13 protein-coding genes are annotated in these 16977 nt (G+C 68.3%); 6 read left to right on the plus strand and 7 right to left on the minus strand.

Annotated elements, in window-relative coordinates:
- Positions 1–51: 51 nt before the first annotated feature.
- Positions 52–1098 carry a cytochrome D1 domain-containing protein gene (locus tag MEBOL_RS31695; RefSeq protein WP_095980941.1) on the minus strand — a complete coding sequence of 349 codons (1047 nt, stop codon included), beginning with the start codon at positions 1096–1098 and terminating at the stop codon, positions 52–54.
- A gap of 335 nt (positions 1099–1433) precedes the next feature.
- On the opposite strand from MEBOL_RS31695, the gene MEBOL_RS31700 reads away from it, so the two are divergent.
- Together MEBOL_RS31700 and MEBOL_RS31705 are read left to right on the plus strand one after the other, a co-directional pair.
- Positions 1434–2510, plus strand: coding sequence for a sigma-54-dependent transcriptional regulator (locus MEBOL_RS31700; RefSeq protein WP_281256604.1), 1077 nt, complete (start codon positions 1434–1436; stop codon positions 2508–2510).
- Positions 2511–2709: 199 nt separating this feature from the next.
- A complete protein-coding gene (locus MEBOL_RS31705) occupies positions 2710–3930 on the plus strand; it encodes a GON domain-containing protein (protein ID WP_157823786.1) in 1221 nt (406 codons plus the stop codon).
- Positions 3931–3981: 51 nt separating this feature from the next.
- Here MEBOL_RS31705 and MEBOL_RS31710 read toward each other — a convergent pair whose 3' ends face one another.
- From MEBOL_RS31710 to MEBOL_RS31720, 3 genes are all read right to left on the minus strand, one after another.
- Entirely contained in the window at positions 3982–5409 is a 1428-nt protein-coding gene (locus MEBOL_RS31710) for a carotenoid oxygenase family protein (RefSeq protein WP_095980944.1), read from the minus strand.
- A gap of 40 nt (positions 5410–5449) precedes the next feature.
- Positions 5450–6979 (minus strand): FAD-dependent oxidoreductase, encoded by a 1530-nt coding sequence (locus MEBOL_RS31715; protein WP_245918994.1) that lies wholly within the window; start codon positions 6977–6979, stop codon positions 5450–5452.
- An 88-nt stretch (positions 6980–7067) separates the two neighbouring features.
- Positions 7068–7520 (minus strand): hypothetical protein, encoded by a 453-nt coding sequence (locus MEBOL_RS31720; RefSeq protein ID WP_157823787.1) that lies wholly within the window; start codon positions 7518–7520, stop codon positions 7068–7070.
- A gap of 90 nt (positions 7521–7610) precedes the next feature.
- Between MEBOL_RS31720 and MEBOL_RS31725 the strand changes: the two genes are divergently transcribed.
- Complete coding sequence (locus MEBOL_RS31725) at positions 7611–9257, plus strand: multinuclear nonheme iron-dependent oxidase (RefSeq protein ID WP_095980947.1); 1647 nt, start codon at positions 7611–7613, stop codon at positions 9255–9257.
- Positions 9258–9267: 10 nt separating this feature from the next.
- Here MEBOL_RS31725 and MEBOL_RS31730 read toward each other — a convergent pair whose 3' ends face one another.
- On the minus strand, positions 9268–10239 hold the full coding sequence (locus tag MEBOL_RS31730; RefSeq protein ID WP_245918996.1) for a hypothetical protein: 972 nt from the start codon (positions 10237–10239) through the stop codon (positions 9268–9270).
- A 243-nt stretch (positions 10240–10482) separates the two neighbouring features.
- Between MEBOL_RS31730 and udk the strand changes: the two genes are divergently transcribed.
- Positions 10483–11118: a uridine kinase gene (gene udk / locus MEBOL_RS31735; protein ID WP_095983120.1), complete on the plus strand. Its 636-nt coding sequence runs from the start codon at positions 10483–10485 to the stop codon at positions 11116–11118.
- A gap of 9 nt (positions 11119–11127) precedes the next feature.
- On the opposite strand, the gene MEBOL_RS31740 is transcribed toward udk, so the two are convergent.
- A complete protein-coding gene (locus MEBOL_RS31740; protein ID WP_342747688.1) occupies positions 11128–12102 on the minus strand; it encodes an alpha/beta fold hydrolase in 975 nt (324 codons plus the stop codon).
- An 80-nt stretch (positions 12103–12182) separates the two neighbouring features.
- Here MEBOL_RS31740 and MEBOL_RS31745 point away from each other — a divergent pair, with 80 nt between their 5' ends.
- The gene (locus MEBOL_RS31745) at positions 12183–13088 is read left to right on the plus strand and encodes a hypothetical protein (RefSeq protein ID WP_179956329.1); all 906 of its coding nucleotides are present in this window, start codon (positions 12183–12185) and stop codon (positions 13086–13088) included.
- A gap of 86 nt (positions 13089–13174) precedes the next feature.
- Entirely contained in the window at positions 13175–14998 is a 1824-nt protein-coding gene (locus MEBOL_RS31750; RefSeq protein WP_095980949.1) for a carbohydrate-binding domain-containing protein, read from the plus strand.
- Positions 14999–15045: 47 nt separating this feature from the next.
- Here the strand turns inward: MEBOL_RS31750 and MEBOL_RS31755 are convergent, their stop codons facing one another.
- The gene (locus tag MEBOL_RS31755) at positions 15046–16917 is read right to left on the minus strand and encodes an erythromycin esterase family protein (RefSeq protein WP_095980950.1); all 1872 of its coding nucleotides are present in this window, start codon (positions 16915–16917) and stop codon (positions 15046–15048) included.
- Between the last annotated feature and the right edge of the window lie 60 nt (positions 16918–16977).

Below are 16977 nucleotides of genomic sequence, written 5' to 3' on the forward strand. Positions count from 1 at the left end.
AGTCCTTGAAGTCCTGACGCCCGGGTGCCCCATGGCCCCGGGCGTCTTCTTTTAACGGCGGACCGCCCAGGCCAGACCATCCGGCCTTCCTCCGACGTCGAGATGGCCGGTCACTTCCAAGGTCTTGAGATCGATCACGGCGATGTCGTTATCAGGCGTGCAGGACACGAACGCGCGTGCGCCCTCGGCATCCATCAACATGGCCGCGCCATGGCCGACGTTCAGCCGCTTCACTTCCTTCCGCGAGCCGGCGTCGTAGACGACCAGCTCGCCGGTGCGCACACTCACGATCAGCACACGCTTGCCATCCGGGGTGAACCCCAGTCGGTGGGCACCGGGGAGTTTCGCGTCGATGGTCGCCGTCACCTTCTTGGTCTTGAGATCGATGATCGAGAAAGAGCCCATCGGCTCCGCTGTCCACAATTCCTTTCCATCCGGAGAGACATCGAAACCTTCGGAGCCCTTGGCCACTGGAATCACGGTCTGAATCCAGTCCATCTGGGGTTTTGCCCCGGCTGGCAGGACTCCCGTCGGGGGGACCGTCGGTTGGAGGAGGACGTTCTCCAGAACGCTGACCGTCCCGGAATCAACGTTCGTGGTGTAGATCTTCTTCTCATCCGCGGTGACGTGGAGCATGTGCGTCCGGTCTTGCCCGGTGCCCATGCTCCAGTCGATCCGGGCCGTCTTCGGATCATAGCGGCCAAGGGCCTTGGCTCCTTGAGCCGTGAACCACACCTTTCCGCCAACGAATGCCATTCCGTGTATGCCGATCAGGGGGGCGGTATCAATGTTGGGCAGCGCTTTCCTCGCGACGAGGTCTATGACATTGATCTCATGGAAACGGCCGTAACCAGTGTTGGCGACGTAGGCTGTCTTTCCATCCGACGACGCGACCACCTCATGAGGATCCGGTCCCACGGGAACCCGCTCGATGACCTTCAGGCTCGATGGGTCCACGATCGCGAGGGTGTGATTGGTTTTCGAGAGCGCCAGCAGCGCGCGCTTCGGCGTGGGCTCCGCGGCGCCTCCGGGCACGGCGAGAAGCACGGCTCCCAACGCGACACCGGCGACAAATGATTCGATCCATCTGGATCGCATGCGATTGCTCCATTTTTCTCACAGAGTGAGAGGGGGCCGCTCTCGGAGGGCTGGCCAAGGGTTTGTCGTCAGAACCCGAAGACCGGGTCACTCAGTCCCCAAATCATTGCGGGTGGGGTTGAATCCCACCCACCTCAAAAGTACCGCTCCGCGATTATTTTACGATGTCACTTGAATATTTTTTGAAGTCCAACGTCTGGAGGGCCACACCGCGATGCTCAACGAAAGATGGACTTCGAATGTCGATAAACCCGTGTGGAGATGGTTGTGCAGCATCCTCGTTCGCACCGTCCCCGCGGAGAAGCCTGTCCGAGACGGATGAGTTCCTCCCGGTCGTGGGCGCGGCGATGGGCGAGTGGCTGCCCATGTTGCGCGTCTTCGCTCAGCAGGAGGAGACCCTGCTCATCTGTGGAGCGACGGGAACGGGTAAGTCCCGGCTGGCCCGCTGGTTTCATGCCCACTCCCGCCGCCGCGACGAGGCCTTCGAGGTTCTGGATCTGTTATCGGTTCCAGAAGAGTTGCAGATGGCGGAGCTCGTGGGCTGGAAGAGGGGCGCCTTCACCGGAGCGGTGGGCAGCAACGTGGGCAGCGTGGCGCGCGCGGAGGGCGGCACGCTGTTCATCGATGAGATCGACAAGCTGTCGCTCAGGGCCCAGGCGGGTCTGCTCCACCTGCTGGAAGAGCGCGGCTACCGGGCCCTGGGCGAAGACTCGGGGAAGAAGCGCGCCAACGTGCGCTTCATCATTGGCACCAACGCGGATCTATTGGGGGCCGTGCGCGCCGGGCACTTCCGGGAGGACCTCTACTACCGCATCAACGTCCTGCCCTTCCGCCTTCCTCCCCTGGATGAGCGCCGGGACGAGATTCGTCCATGGGCCCGGTTCATGGTGGAGCGCTGCAAGCGCGAGCACGGGCCCTCTGACCGGGTGCGGCTGACGGCTGGGGCGGAACAACTCCTGTCGAGCCGGTCTTGGCCGGGAAACCTGCGCCAGCTCGACAACATCGTCCGGAGGGCCTTCTCGCTGGCGTTGGTGGAGGCAGGTGGCTCGGGCGAGGTGGTGATCGAGGAGGGAAGCATGGCCCGGGCGTTGGCCTGCGAGGCGATGCCCGGACCGAAGCCGCTCTCCGAGGCATTGCGGCGCACGGCTCGCTCCTTCGTGGAGGAAGCCCGCCGGCGCGAAATTCCCTTGGATCTGGACCTGGCGGATGCCTTTCGGGGCTTCGTGCTGGGCGCGGCGGTCCAGGAACTGGGCCGGGACGAGGCCTTCCGCGTGCTCGGCCGCGAGGGCCTGCTCCGCAATCGCAATCACCACAAGGTCCTCAAGCGCGAGGTGGAGCGAGTGAACGCGCTGTTGACGGCCCTGGGCGAGGAGGATTCCTCGTTTTCTCAAATGCTGACATGGGAGCAATAGCGCTCACGCGGGCGGATGCGTTGATGCCAGACGCGCCCGCGTCGAATGGGAACGCGGCGAAATAGTTTTTTCCCGTTCCAGTGCGTGTTCGAGAAGCGCCTCCAGAGGGAAGGCCTTGGCTGCCGCGCCTGGCATGTCCATTGCTGAATAGACATCTCGCAGGACATTTTCTTAAACCCCCCAACCCGGAGTTGAAGACGTGTCGAATCGAATCAATGGTCGTCTGCTGTGTGGTGCGCTCGTGGGAAGCATGAGCCTTGTCGCGTGTGGGCCCAAGGCCGAGGAGCCGGCTTCCGAGGTGAAGGACAGCGCGGCCGTCCAGTCCCTCGTCCCCGGCCCGCTGGCCGTGTCCTGCGCGGAGGTGAAGGCCGCCGGACTCCCGATGGATCGCAATCACGTGCTCTACCTGAACGCGGAGTTCAGCAAGCCCTACATCGCCTTCTGCGATGCCGAGGGTGGCACCTACCTGACGCTGCCCACGGGCGAGGGACGCAACTTCTCCCAGTACATCAACGTGGCGGGGAAGTCCGTTTCCACTACGTGGAACCGGGTGCGGTTCGATCCGGCGACCCAGACCCTGGATATCGAAGACTTCCGCTTCGCCACCTCGACGGGTGGCATCCCCCAGTGGGATACGTACACCGTGGTCTATGGCATGGCGGGTGACTGCTCCCATTTCAACTCCTCCGCGGGTCGCGCGAACGTGGACCTGACGGGTCTGCCTTTCGCGGTCACCGCCAACTGGCGCACCGACGGCTACTACGCGGCCGGCGGGTCCACCAAGTCGTCCAATGACCAGGTCGTCGACATCTCCGGCGGTGGCTACTGCGGCAACACCGCCGTCGATGGTGCCTTCACCTTGAGCTACGTGGGTTATGGCTCGTGCGACGCCGTCGCCGCCGCGGGCGGAACGCAGGACCAGGACTACACGCTGTACCTGGGCCAGGACAGCAACAAGCCCTACGAGGCCTACTGCGCGACGGGTGGCGGCACCTACCTGACGCTGCCCACGGGGGCTGGGCGCAACTTCTCCCAGTACATCAACGTGGCGGGGAAGTCCGTCTCCACCACGTGGAACCGGGTCCGGTTCGATCCGGCGACCCAGACCCTGGATATCGAAGACTTCCGTTTCGCCACCTCGACGGGTGGCATCCCCCAGTGGGACACGTACACCGTGGTCTATGGCATGGCGGGTGACTGCTCCGGTTTCAACTCCTCCGCGGGTCACGCGAACGTGGACCTGACGGGCCTGCCCTTCGTGGTCACCGCCAACTGGCGCACCGACGGCTACTACGCGGCCGGCGGGTCCACCAAGTCGTCCAATGACCAGGTCGTCGACATCACCGGTGGTGGCTACTGCGGCAACACCGCCGTCGATGGTGCCTTCACCGTGAGCTACCGCAATCGCTTTCCTCGGTAGAGGACGGTAGGTGGTTGCCACCGCCTGGATCCTCCGAGGAATGGGTCATCGTCAGCGCTTGGGGACCCAGGTGCCGTGGAAGGTGAAGGGGAAGTGGTGGTTGAGCAGCACCCGGGCCACGGGACCCGCCCCGGGTGTCCTGGCATCCAGCACCGCGACATACGTCTGGTCTTGGGCGGCGTCATAGGTCTGCGTCAGCAGCCAGCCGTCGTCCTCGGCCGAGCCTCCCGGCCGGGGGATGAAGACGGGCTCGGAGGGGTAGTGCTCGGCGCCCAGCGTCACCACCGTCTCCGCGCCCGTGTCCATGTCCACCTTCACCACCGCGTCCTGGGGGCCTCGCCAGGTGGCGGGCCCCGCGTGCCCGGCCAGGTACATGTACCGGTGGCGGATCCCCGCCCGAAGAGGGGAGACGCTGGGAAACTCGCAGCGCCGGTCCGACACCTGCTCGCTGCGCAGCGTGCCCGCCTTCACGTCCAACGTCGCCCGGTGCAGCCGCCCCTGCGCGTCCGTGCTGGCCCAGCCCTTCGTCTGCTCGGACAGCCACTGGTTGGAGCCGAAGTCCGGATAGCGCACGTAGTCCACGTAGATGCGCCCGCCATGCTCGAAGCCATTGCCGAAGTGCCACGCGTGGAAGGGCTCCGCCTGGAAGCGCACCGCCTTCGAGGGCCGATCGATGGGGACGACGATCACCTCGGTCCCCAGCTCCGGCCGCCAGTCGAAATTGTCCGACAGACTGCCCTTGCCGAGCATCATCCGGAAGAGCCGCATGCGCACCGGTGCCACCAGGAAGACCAGGTGGTTCGCGGTGGCGATGAAGTCGTGCACCAGCACCGGTCCGGGCAGGGGCAGACCCCCCAGGTGGCGCACGCAGGGCTTGTCGGGCAGCTCGTAGAGATCCAGCCAGGTGACCGGGCCATAGCGCACGCCGAAGTTGTAGGACGCCCGCCGCGGCACCACGGCATGCGGATGCGCCGAGAAGGCCGGTCCCACCACGCCGTCGAGGTCCGTCTCCCCCAGGGTGCGCAGATCCTCCAGCAGCAGCTCCGTGGGGCGCGCGGCCTCCACCAGCGCGAACAGCCGGCCGTTCCACGTCATCGCCGAGGTGTTCGCCGCGTTCTTCACCCCGCCGAAGAGCCGGCGCCACAGCGTGGGCGCGCGCGTGCCGTAGTTGCTGTAGAGCACCTTGCCCGCCTCGCGCTCGGCCCGGATGCTCGGCGTGTCGATGGGCCGGGCCGCGGCCTGGGCCCCGCCGTCCGCCATGCGCACCGCCAGCACGCCGCCATCCCCGTCGAACCAATGGCCGTAGCGCTGTCCCCCCACGCCGAAGGACACCGGACCCACGCGCACCAGCATGCCCTTCAAGTCCCGGGGCAAGCTCCCTTCCACCTTCAAGGGTTCGAAGCCGTGTGCGTGAGGCAGGTCGCGGAAGGCCTTCAGCCAGGACGGCGGGGGACGCGGGGACGGAGCGGTGCTCTGCATGGGGGCGGCGCATCCTAACCCCAGGTGCCGGAAACGTCTGTTAGTGGACGCTTCCGTCCAGGAAGGGGAGCCCGGCCAGCAGTCCCCTGCTGGGAACGGACCAGAGCGCTTCGCCCTGGATGTCCCAGCCCGCGAGCAGATGATTGGCCGCGAGGAAGCCCGCGCTGGTGGCTCGTTCCATCAACGCGGTGGGGAAGGGCAGCCGGGCGAAGTCACCCGCGATCGCCACGCGGGGGGAAGGGGTGTCCACTCCGGGGCGCGAGGCGAAGGAACCCGGCGTGAAGGCGGGGCAGTCCTGACGCAGCAGGAAGCGCTGCTCGAGGACCCGGGCGCCGCGCAGCTCCGGGTAGAGCTGGTGCAGGCCGGCCAGCAGCTCGCGCTGGATGTCCGCCTCGCCCATGTCCGGGGGCAGGCCGTAGGCGTGGAGTTCCACCACCGCGCCTCCCGAGCGCGCGGCCCAGTTCCGGCTCTCGCTCTCGAACAGGTGGTAGAGCGAGATGTTGTCGAGCACTCCCACCCCCGTGGTGCCCGCGAAGGGAGCCCGGTCCGGCCGGGCGGGGCGATCCATCCAGAGCCGCCAGACGGCGAAGGGCGAGGTCAGCCCGAGTCCCTGGACGCGGGCGCGCCATTCGCCCGGGAGCAGGCGCGGGGAGTTCGCCACGAGCCGCTGGAGCGCGGGCACGGGCGTGGCGAGCACCACGGCCTCCGCGGCGAGGGTGGCTCCGGAGTCCAGCGGCAACTGGAACGTCCCGTCCGCCTGGGGCTCCACGGAGAGGACGGACTGGCCGAGCCGGAACCCGGCCCGCCGCGCTTCCAGGTAGCGGCGCAGCGGGTGCCACACGGCCAGGGCGAACGGTTGATCCATCACGTCGAAGACGAGCCCTTCCGGATTCCCCATGAAATAGAAGTGGAACATCATCAGCAGCTCGGCCGCCGACAGGGACTCCTCCGGGTTGAAGAAGGAGTGCGCGAAGACATTGAACAGCATGTTCCGGGCGTGGGGCGGAAAGCGCAGCGAGTCCAGGAACGTGCGCGCGTCGAGGTGATCGAACCGGGCGTACGTGCGCTCCATGTCGAACGTGAGCATCGCGAGGCCGGTGCTCCGGTCGAGGTGGAGGAGATCCGCGAGCCGCAGCGACGGCGTGCGCGCCACGAGCCCCACGAGGTTGAAGGGAGGCCGCGTGGGCAGGCCGGAGAAGGATTCCGCGCGCCCTTCCGGCCCGAGCAGGGGGTAGTCCTCCAGACGGCGCAGCCGCTCCAGTCCGGGATCCACCCGCTTCAGCAGCGCGCGCAGGTTGTAGTACTGGCGGAAGAAGGCGTGGAAGCCGCGCTCCATCTCGAACGGCTCGCCATCCGCCAGGCGCTCGCGCCAACTGCCCACCCGTCCGCCCAGGTACGTCTCGCGCTCGACGATGGTGACGCGGACGCCACGCTCCGCGAGGACGGTGGCGGCCGCCATCCCCGCCAAGCCTCCCCCCACGACCACGGCGTGCGGTTCTCCGGCCGCGCGAATCCGCGCCCGGGGCGGGGGCAGGTGCTGCTCGGGGGACGATCGGCCAGCATGGCGCATGGAAGGGCTCCAGCCCCCCATTGGAACGCACTCCCCCTCGGGCGGGCAGGAGCGCCCATGCCCGGGTGGCTGGAACGCGACAAACGCCCTACTCGGACAGGGGCAGCTTGAGCTTGAACTCGCCGGGCTTGGACTCCACGGCCTGCCGGATGGCCTGCTCGAACTCCTTGCGGTGGGTGAACGTGGGAATGCCGCCCAGCTTGATGCTGGCGAGCGACACGCCCATGAGCACCACCTTCGAGCCGAACAGCACGCTCAGGGTGTTGATGTTCGCCGCGATCGGCACGGCCCGCTCCGTCATCAGCGTGCGGGCTTGCGTGGCGTACAGCTCCATCTCCTCCCAGTCGTGGAAGATGTCCACCAGGGGCTCGGAGGCGACGATCTCCTCGATGGCCGACATGGCCAGGTGCGCCAGGTGAGCGTCATACATGGAACCCTGGAATCGCGTCACGATGACGTGCTGAGCAGGCCTCCACAGCTGCAACTCCCCATTCAAGGTCGTCCACGTCTTGGCCCCGTGCATGACTGGAGGAACGCGCATGGCGGCCGAGTTACGGCACTCAGCGGCGGGAAGCAAGAGTCGCCTGCCGGGCAGGCGGGACAGGTCCATCCAAGGTAGTGTGAATCTTACATGAGCGACACCTCCGTGCGGTCCTGGCGGCTTCCCTGGCGAGGCCTGGGCCTGAGCAGCAACCTCGATGCGGCGGAGTCGCCGCAGCCCTATCGGTTGCTCGCCGAGGCCCCGGGCCTCTTCGATTTCGTGGAGTACAGCGCGCCCCTGTCGCTCGAGGAGACGCGGGCCCAGGCCTCGCTCTTCCCGGAGTTGTGGGCGCGCCGCGGTGACATCCCCGTGCTCTTCCACCCGGTGCACCTCAACCTCTATGGCCCGGAGCTGGAGCCCTCCGCGGCGCTCGCGGCCCTGGACGCGCACGCGCGGGAGGTGGGCAGTGACTGGGTGGGCAACGATGTGGGCTGGTGGCACGCCGGGGGCCAGCCCTTTCCGGGCTACCTCTACTTCACACCCCCTTTCACCGAGGCCGGCCTGCGCGACTGCGCCGCCCATGCGCTCCATGTGCAGTCTCACTTGAGCGTGCCGCTCGCGCTGGAAAACCCCGCCGTCTTCGCGCGTCGCGGCGAGCTGCACGTGCTCGACTTCATGGCCCGCCTGCACGCGCGCACCGGCCTGCCGCTGCTGCTCGACCTGGGGCACCTGCTCAGCTACCAGCTCGCGGCGGGACTGCCCCTGGACGCGGGGCTCGCGGACTTCCCGCTGGAGCGGGTCATCGAGCTGCACCTCGCCGGGGGCGTCGTCACCCGGAGCGGGGCGCGGGGCTTCTACGTGGATGACCACACCCAACCCGTGCGCGAGGAACTGCTCGAGCTGCTGGAGTCGCTCGTGCCGCGCTGTCCCGCGCTGCGCGCCGTCACCTTCGAGGGCGACGGACACCCGCTCGAGGTGGCCCTGCTCACGCTGCGCCGCCTGCGCCGGGTGGTGCCCGCGGGGCCGAGGCCTCCGCTTTCGCTCTCCCTGGAGGCTCCGCCCACGCCCGCCCTCACGCGGGAGAGCGCGCCGTGGGAGCTCTTCGAGGCGGGGTATGGCGCGGCGCCGGAGCGCGGTGGAGACGCGGACGGGGCTCGCGCGGAGACGGACTTCCGGCTCGCGGTGGTGGCCGAGGCGTTGGATCGGGACTGGCCCCTGTCTCGGCTGTTGCTCGCGGGCACGCGCGAGCGCCTGCGCGCCTTCACCGCGTCCCTGGAGTTTCGCGAGCTCTTCGAGGAGCCCCACCGCTCGCCGGGGCACGCCTTCGCGGCCTGGACGCGGCGTCAGTTGCGCGAGCAGCCGGACGAAGGGCTCGCGGCGGTGGTGTCCTTCGAGACGTTCCTGCCCACCGCCTGGCGCATGAAGGCGCCCGCGGCGCCGGGGCCGGGACAGGTGGGGCTCGCCGAGGGCGTGCGCCTGGGCACCTTCCCGGTGGACCTCACGGAAGCGGTGTTCGCCGCCCGGGCGTTGCGCCGCCATCTGGCGGGCCGGGCCTGGGCGGGCGAGGTGCTGGAGGTCAGTGGTCTGGAATCGCTCGCGCAGGTGGCGCGGCGTCCGGCTCCGGGTCCCTGGACCTTCGTGCTGCGGCGCAAGGGCAGGGGACTGGAGGTGGTGACGGTGCCTCCCTCGCTGCTCGAGGGCCTGCGGGTGCTCGCGCGAGCGCCCGCCTCCGAGGCGCAGGTGCCCGCTCAGGTGCTCGCCGAGGGCGCCGCGCTCGGGCTGTTGCGCCGGGGGTGAGTCGCGAGGCTCACGGGCACAGCCCACAGTCCCGCTTGCAATCGTCGTAGTCGTTGCCGGTGCCACACGACTCGCTGAGCTGACAGGTTCCATCTCCACACGTGTAGATGTCCTCCGTGAGGAGCCGCGTGGTGATGGCCGGGTAGGTGATGCCGTTGTAGGTGCATGACGTGTAGAAGTTCCCCGAGGCGTCCGGGGTGCAGATGTCCTCGCAGTCCGGATCGACCCGGATCATGGGCGCGCATTCCGGCGGTCCGGATTGCTTGATGGACAGGGCGCAGGCGCGCGCGGTGCTCTTGCGGTGGTTGAGCGGATAGTGATCGTTGCCCGCGTAGATGCCCTCGTTGTTGAAGAGGTTGCCGAAGAAGCAGCCCTCGCGCTCGGGGTAGAGCCGGAGTTCCCGGGGGCTCGTGGGGATGGCCACGCCCTTGGCGTTCAGGCCCTGGATGGACATGGAGATCTGCACGCCGAACTTGTTGGCGTGGGCCGCCAGGCACGCGGAGACGATGCGTTGCTCGGTCAGCGAGGCTTCCTTGCCTCCGCTCCAGTCCGGTGCGAGCCCGAGGCCTCCCGCCCACGTCCAGGTGGGGCCCGTCGTGGACTTGTAGGAGCGCGTCTCGCCGGCCGGTACGGCGCAGCGCACGATGTACTTCATCACCAGATCGTTGAGGGGGGTGTTCGTCTGGAACCAGGCGCCGAACTGGGACGACGACAACCCGTTGAGGGACAGGCCGTTGAGCGAGAGCCCGTTGAGGGACAGGCCGTTGAGCGAGAGCCCATTGAGGGACAGGCCGTTGAGCGAGAGCCCATTGATGGATTCCAACTCCTGGGCGTGGGTCGCCAGCGCCTCGTGCTCGGGCATGTCCTCCAGGGGACCGCATGCGACCAGGCTCAGCGACACGCCCAGCAGGAGGCCGGCGCGGGACAGGGTGGTGAGGACGGACGACAGACGGCGAGCGCTCCCGGTCGGTACGATTTCCATGTCTTTCCCCCAGCTGCCGAGACAGGACCCGGCCACTGACCACGGCCGGGGTACATGCGGATATGAACTCTAGGCTTAACAGGACAGACTTGAAATGTGGGGGAGCGGGCTTCCTCGGCGGGCGTCGGTCGCTGGACAGGAGACGTGTCCCGCGGGGTGCTGAAGCGCTTCCGCGAGGCTTCTGACTGTGGGCTTCTGGACGGAGCCTTGCGCACGCTCGCTCACTGCGGTAGTTCGCGCCCCATGTCGTCACCCCTTGTCGTTGGCATCGCCGGTGGTACCGCTTCCGGCAAGACGACGGTCGCCCGGAAGGTCCGCGATGCGCTCGCCGACTGCCGCGTGGCCTTCATCGATCAGGACTCGTACTACCGGGATCTGGCGGACCTCACGCTCGCCGAGCGGCGCGAGGTCAACTTCGACCATCCGGACGCCTTCGACACGGACCTGCTCGTCGAGCACATTCGGGAGCTGAAGGCCGGCCGCCCCATCCAGAAGCCCGTCTACGACTTCAATACCTCCACCCGCCAGCCGCACACCGTGCGCGTGGACCCCGGGGACATGATCCTCCTGGAGGGCATCCTCGTGCTGCACATGAAGTCCGTGCGCGACGAGATGAACGTGCGCATCTACGTGGACACCGACGACGACCTGCGCATCCTGCGCCGGCTCGAGCGCGACATCCACGAGCGCGGCCGCGACTTCGATCACGTGGTGAGCCAGTACCTGCGCCACGTGCGGCCCATGCACATGGGCTTCGTCGAGCCCTCCAAGCACCACGCCGACATCATCGTCCCGCACGGAGGCAACAACGACATCGCCATCGGCATGATCGTGGGCGCCCTCAGGGGCCGGCTGCTCCACCCGCTTCCGCCGCGCTGAGCGCCGCGCTCAACCGCGCCGGCGCAGGAAGTCGCGCAGCGGGCCGTGCAGCCGCCGGGCCTCGGACAGCAGGTCGCGGTGGGCGCAGGGCTCGGGCAGCTCGTGGTAGTGCGCCCGGATGCCCGCCGCGCTGAGCTGATGGTAGGTGTCCCGCACGCGCGAGGGCGGTGCCAGCGCGTCATTCGCCGCGGCCGCCAGGAGCACCGGCGCGCGCACCTCGGCCAGATACTCGGAGAGATCCGCGCCCGCGTAGGCGGTGCACAGGAGCGCCCAGGCATTGGCGTCGAATGTGTCCGCGAAGGCCCGTGCCTCGGCTTCCTGGGCCAGTCCGGCGGCGTCGGGCGGCTCCGAGGCCATCACCCCGGGCCCTTGGACGAGCCGCAGATACTCCAGGTACTGCTTGCGCAGGGTGCGCTGGGGCGAGTCCGCGTCCATGCGCAGCGCGTGCCGGGTGAGTCCGAAGCGCTCGCGCAGGGACTCGGGCAGCGTCCTCGCCGCGCCGAGCACCACCACGGACGCCGTCAGCTCCGGGAAGAGCGCCGCGAGCCGCAACGCCACCACGCCGCCGAGCCCCACGCCCACCAGGGCCCGCGCCCGCGTCACCTTCATGTCCCGCAGCAGCGCCGCCACCGCGCGTGCCATGTCGAGCACCGTCACCGTGGGCAGCGCCGCGCCATAGGGCCGCTTCGAGTGGGGATCCACCGACACCGGGGACGTGGAGCCGAAGGGGCTGCCGAGCAGGTTGGGCGCCACCACGTGCAGGGTGCTGGGATCCAACGGACGCCCCTCGCCCACCAGCTCCGCGCCCCAGCCCGCTGGCTGGAAGAGCCCGTCCGACGGAGGCGCCAACGCCTGATGCGACTGCGTCAGGTCGTGCAGCAGCACCACAACATTGTCGTCCGAGCGCTCGCCGTAGGTACACCAGGCGACCTGGGCCCCGCCCAGCAGGCCGCCCTCCTCCAGGGGGAGTGCAACCGGTGACACGTAGGATCCGGTGGTCTGGTACACGCGAGACAGGTCTCATATCACTACGGCCGTCAATCCCAGCGACAGGAGCCATTCGCTTGAAGCGTTATTTCGGACTCGCCCTCGTCATCGTCGGCGCCATTCTCGCCGCGGTGATGACGTCCCGTACGGCGGGGGCTCGGGCTCTCGAGGCCCAGCGTGACGCGGACCTCACCCGTGTGCAGAAGGACTACCTGGAGCGCGTGGGGTGGATGCGCATCAACCCGGACGAGGCCTCCTACCGGCAGGAACTCTCGCCCTTCTTCAAGAAGTACTTCGAGCAGGTCTCCGAGCATCAGGACCGCTTCAAGCTGAGCAAGAACTTCGACGCGTACCTGGCCGAGCTGGCGGCGCGCGGGGACAAGGACGACCGGCTCGAGGATCGCAAGGCCTTCTACGCGTACACGCGCCACGTGTTCGATCAGATGCGCGAGGGCAAGTACAAGCCGCTGTGGACGAGCACGGACAAGGGCATGCGCCTGGACGTGGTGAGCGCGGACTTCGTGAAGGTGCTCGACAAGCCGCAGGTGCGCCTGCAACTGGTGCTCTGGGGCGCCCAGCGCGAGGAGCGCACCGACGGCAAGATGAAGAAGATGGTGACGAGCGCCTCGTTCAACACCCATTGGAAGCTCACCGACGAGCGCGGCAAGCTCATTGGCGAGATGAACGCGGAGGACCCCTCCATGAAGGTGGACTTCCCCGAGCGCTTCATCGCCGAGTTCCCCCCGCAGATGGTCCTGGGCCACTACGACATGGACCTGATGCCCAACGAGGTGAAGAAGATGGAGATCGCCTTCCAGGTGAGCTCGCGCGCGGCGTCTGGCGGGGACGCCACGGCGAAGTACCTGTGGAAGCTGGACGTGCCCTCCGACTGGCGGCTCGGCGCGGGCGAGAAGTGGGAGGGCGCCACCGTGTCCGAGCGCCCCGAGGACGAGATCGATCCCTCCAAGGCCGCGAAGCGGTAGGCCGGGACGCGGGTGGATTGAAACCCGCGAAACCCGATAGAGCGGTATAGTAGGGTGGCGGTTCCATCTCGTGAACTGGAGCCGCCATGTCGAAGAGCGTGAGGTGTTGGTCCCCGGCCGTTGCCCTGGCCCTGTGCGTGGGTGTCCCCGCGGTGTCGAGCGCCGCGGAGCGGGCTCCCTTCGGCGCCAATGCGTTTCCCGGCGTCATCAAGGCCCATGACTTCGACCAGGGCGGCGAGGGCGTCGCCTACCACGACACCGACGCGGTGAACGTGCACCAGCAGTACCGCTTGAACGAGGCGGTGGACATCGGCGTCCGGGGCTCGGGGGACTACGAGGTCCGGAGCGCTCCGGGCGAGTGGCTGGAGTACACGGTCCAGGTGGCCCAGGGCGGGCGCTTCGACGTGGCGATCAACTACTCCCTGGCCAGTGGCGGCGCGCTGGTGCGCGTCTCGCGCGATGGCGCGGACGAGGTATCCGTCACCCTGCCGTCCACGGGCGGAAACGGCACCTTCAAGTCGGTCACGCTCCCGACGCCCCTGGAGGTGACGCCGGGCGCACACGTCCTGCGCGTCACGTTCGTCAGCGGCTCGCCCTACCTGCGGCGCCTGACCTCGACCCAACTCCCGGGCCGTTCCTTCTATTTGAGCCGCGCGGGGGCGGGCACCCAGGATGGCTCCAGTTGGAGCCATGCCTTCCCGGCGTCCCGGCTCCAGAGCGCGTTGGACACGAGCCTGACGCCCGGGGACACGCTGTACGTGGCGGGAGGCCTCTACGAGAGCTCGACGCCGTACTCCTTCTACCCGACGACGAGTGGCACGGAGACGCTGAAGAAGCGGGTGGTGGGCGTGGACCTGGGCCAGGGACTGCCCGTCTTCAAGGGCCAGTGGAATCCCGCCAACCCGGGCAGCTCCGGCAAGAGCTACGCGCTGCTGCGCTTCTCGGGCACGCATGACTGGGAGGTGGAGGGGTTGAAGGCCGAGGCCTACTACTACGGCGTGCGGGCCGACAACGCGTCCAACCTCCAGTTGAGCGGGCTCCAGTTCAACCGGGTGCGCGAGGGGCTGGCGTTCAGCAACGTCGCGACGTCGAGGATCCTCCAGTCGCAGGTGCTCCAGTACACCAAGCGGGGCATCCGCCTGATCGAGAACGTGTCGGACCTGCTCGTGCAGGACTTCGTGGCGGACGCGACGCTCAAGGACGCGGCCTGGCCCACGGAGGGCTTCCCCTTTGGCGTGTCCGTGGAGAACCCGGCGGATGCGACGAAGGGCTCGCACGACGTGGTGTTCAACCGGGTGACGGCGAGGAACAACACGTACCAGAGCGCTTCGGCGGGTGACTACCAGAACGGGGATGGCTTCTCGCTGGAGCGCACGGCGTACCGGATCTCGTTCTTGAACTCGGCGGCGTACGACAACACGGATGGTGGCTGGGATGACAAGTCCCAGGCGGCCTACTACGAGAACTGCGTGGCGCTGAGGAACAAGCGCAATTTCCGCCTCTGGAACGACAGCGCGCAGCCCACCACGTTGAACAACGTGCTGAGCGCGTACGCCCAGAAGCACGACAACTACTCGACCGCGGGCCTGTGGTCGCAAGGCTACGTGGAGGTCTACGACTCCACCTTCTTCGGGAACGCGGGCAGTGAGATCGTCCTCGAGAACAACGGCACGCCCGCGGCGCGCGTGAAGGTGACGAACTCGATCCTCTCGGACGCGGGGCCGTGCGGCAGCGTGTCCTCGAAGGAGGGAGGCACGACCCTGGAGCTGGTCAACAACGCCGTGTGTGATGGCGCGGCGGGGACCCCGGTTCAGCTCCGAGCGCCCACGAGCGACTGGACGGGCTCGCCCGCGGATGCCTTCACGCCCGTGAGCGCCGCCGTCACGCAGGGCTACCGGCCCACGCCCTGAAGCACGTGGGCCCCGGCCCCTGTCAGGACCTTCACGCCCGGAGTGGGTCAGGGGTTGGGCCGGGCGCGCGTGGTGCGCTCCACGAACAGCAGGCCGTCGTAGCACTCCAGGGGCCGGACCGAACTCAGGGACGGGGCGCCCTGGTCCGAGGCGACGAAGCCGATGTCGTGCGTGAGGTGGGTGCGGCGCCACCACTCGTATGCGGGTCCGCTGCGTGGCAGCGCCCGGAGATCCACGGCCAGAAGGGGCCATCCCACTCGGGCGAGCGTGTCATCCAGGGAGCCCTCGGGTGAGGGCGGCACGGAGAACTCGACCATGCCCTGGCGCTCCGGCGGTGGGTTCGGATCCATGTTGAAGGCCTGGAAGGCGCCCTGATGGAAGGCGAAGCCCAGGACATAGAGCGCCGGGCCGAGCGCCTGGGCGAGGTGGCGCCCCATGGGCATGTCCTTCCACTCGCTCGGTCCCCGCATCACGTGCCCGTTGTGCGCCCACACCGCGATGCGCGTTCCGGGCGCCTGATGATCCAGGAGCCAGAGCAGGTTCGCCGCCATGGACCGATCTCGTTCCCCGTCCTTCTCGTGAAGCACGTGGCCCAGGTACTGGCGCAGCACCCGGAGGTTCTGCCGCGCCAGGGTCCATTCCCCGGGGCTGGACCGGCGGGTGTAGGGCTCGCGCTCGCGCTCGAAGCGCTCGGAGAGGGTGTCGAGCCGCGTTCGAATCTCCTCCTTGCGCTCCTGGGGGAGCCGGAAGAAGGTTCGCGCGCTGGGCTCGGTCATGGGGGCGAGCGGTGCCTGGAGAGTGGCGACCTGGGCGGGGTCCACCTTCTCCAGATAGGCGAGCACCCGGGCCACCGCCGCGGGCGAGTACTGCATGTCCACGCCCTGGATCCGGAGCTTCTGGGTGTGGGAAGGGTCCTCGTTGTAGCGGCGCATCCACCGCACGAGCTCCAACACCTCCTGCGTGTCCCAGGTTTCCCCCTTCAAGAAGGCGGCGGGATCGCCTCGTCCCGTGAGGACGTAGTCATCGAGGTCGAGCATCTCGGCGAAGTTGCTCTCGAGGGCCAGCACGGTGAAGCCCCTGCGCGTGGCGAGGAACTCGAAGAGGCGGTGCTTGAGCTGGAAGAACTCCCGGGTGCCGTGCGTGGCCTCGCCCAGGGCCACCACCCGCGTGTCCTGGAGCACGGGCCCGAGCCGCTCCAGGTCCTCGAATCCCCGTTCCGCCTCCACGGACTGGAGCTTCAGGCCACTTTGCTTCACCCACTCCACGGCCGCTTGCCGCATCGCCTCATCCGCGGCCCGCTCCAGGCTCACCATGACGGGCTCTCCCAGCCGGGCTACCTGGTGCATCCGCGTCGTGTATCCAGGGGCCGAGGCGATGAGGACGTACGCGCCTTCGCGGGGGGTCTCCAGGTGGAAGAGGCCAGGGGCCATGGCCGGGGGGAAGGCGACGTCGTCGTAGGGCATTCCGGGTCGGACGACGCGCAGCTCGGCGCCGGGAATGCGCGCACCCGCCTCGTCCACCACGGTGGCGTCCCATGAGACCCGGATACCGGGCACGCGCAGCTCCCCAGGCGCCTCGGGTTCGCCCGTCTTCACCTCGATGGGCTTCGTGAACAGGACAGTGCCCTCGCGGGTAACAGCGGACAGGCTGTAGGTGCCAGGCGCGAGGGGCCCGAATGAAAAGGTGCCATCTGGCCCCGACGGGACGAGGCCCACCGGGGCATCCGTTCGCGGGTTCCAGGAGGGCACGAAGGGGACGAGGCCCACCCGTGCGCCGTCCAGCGGTGCGCCATCGGCTCCCCGCACGAGTCCCGTGAGCAGGGGGCCCGTGGGGGCAGGGGGTCTGGTCTGGGGCGGAAGATGGGCTGGGCTACAACCAAGCCCCAGCACGAGCAGCAGGGTGGATGCGGTGGTGCGCATGGGTCTCCTCTTTTAGCTCGAAGGGATACCGGTCCCGGGATTGCACCACCCAGGGGTCAT

This window comes from Melittangium boletus DSM 14713 (assembly GCF_002305855.1).
Taxonomy (GTDB): domain Bacteria; phylum Myxococcota; class Myxococcia; order Myxococcales; family Myxococcaceae; genus Cystobacter; species Cystobacter boletus.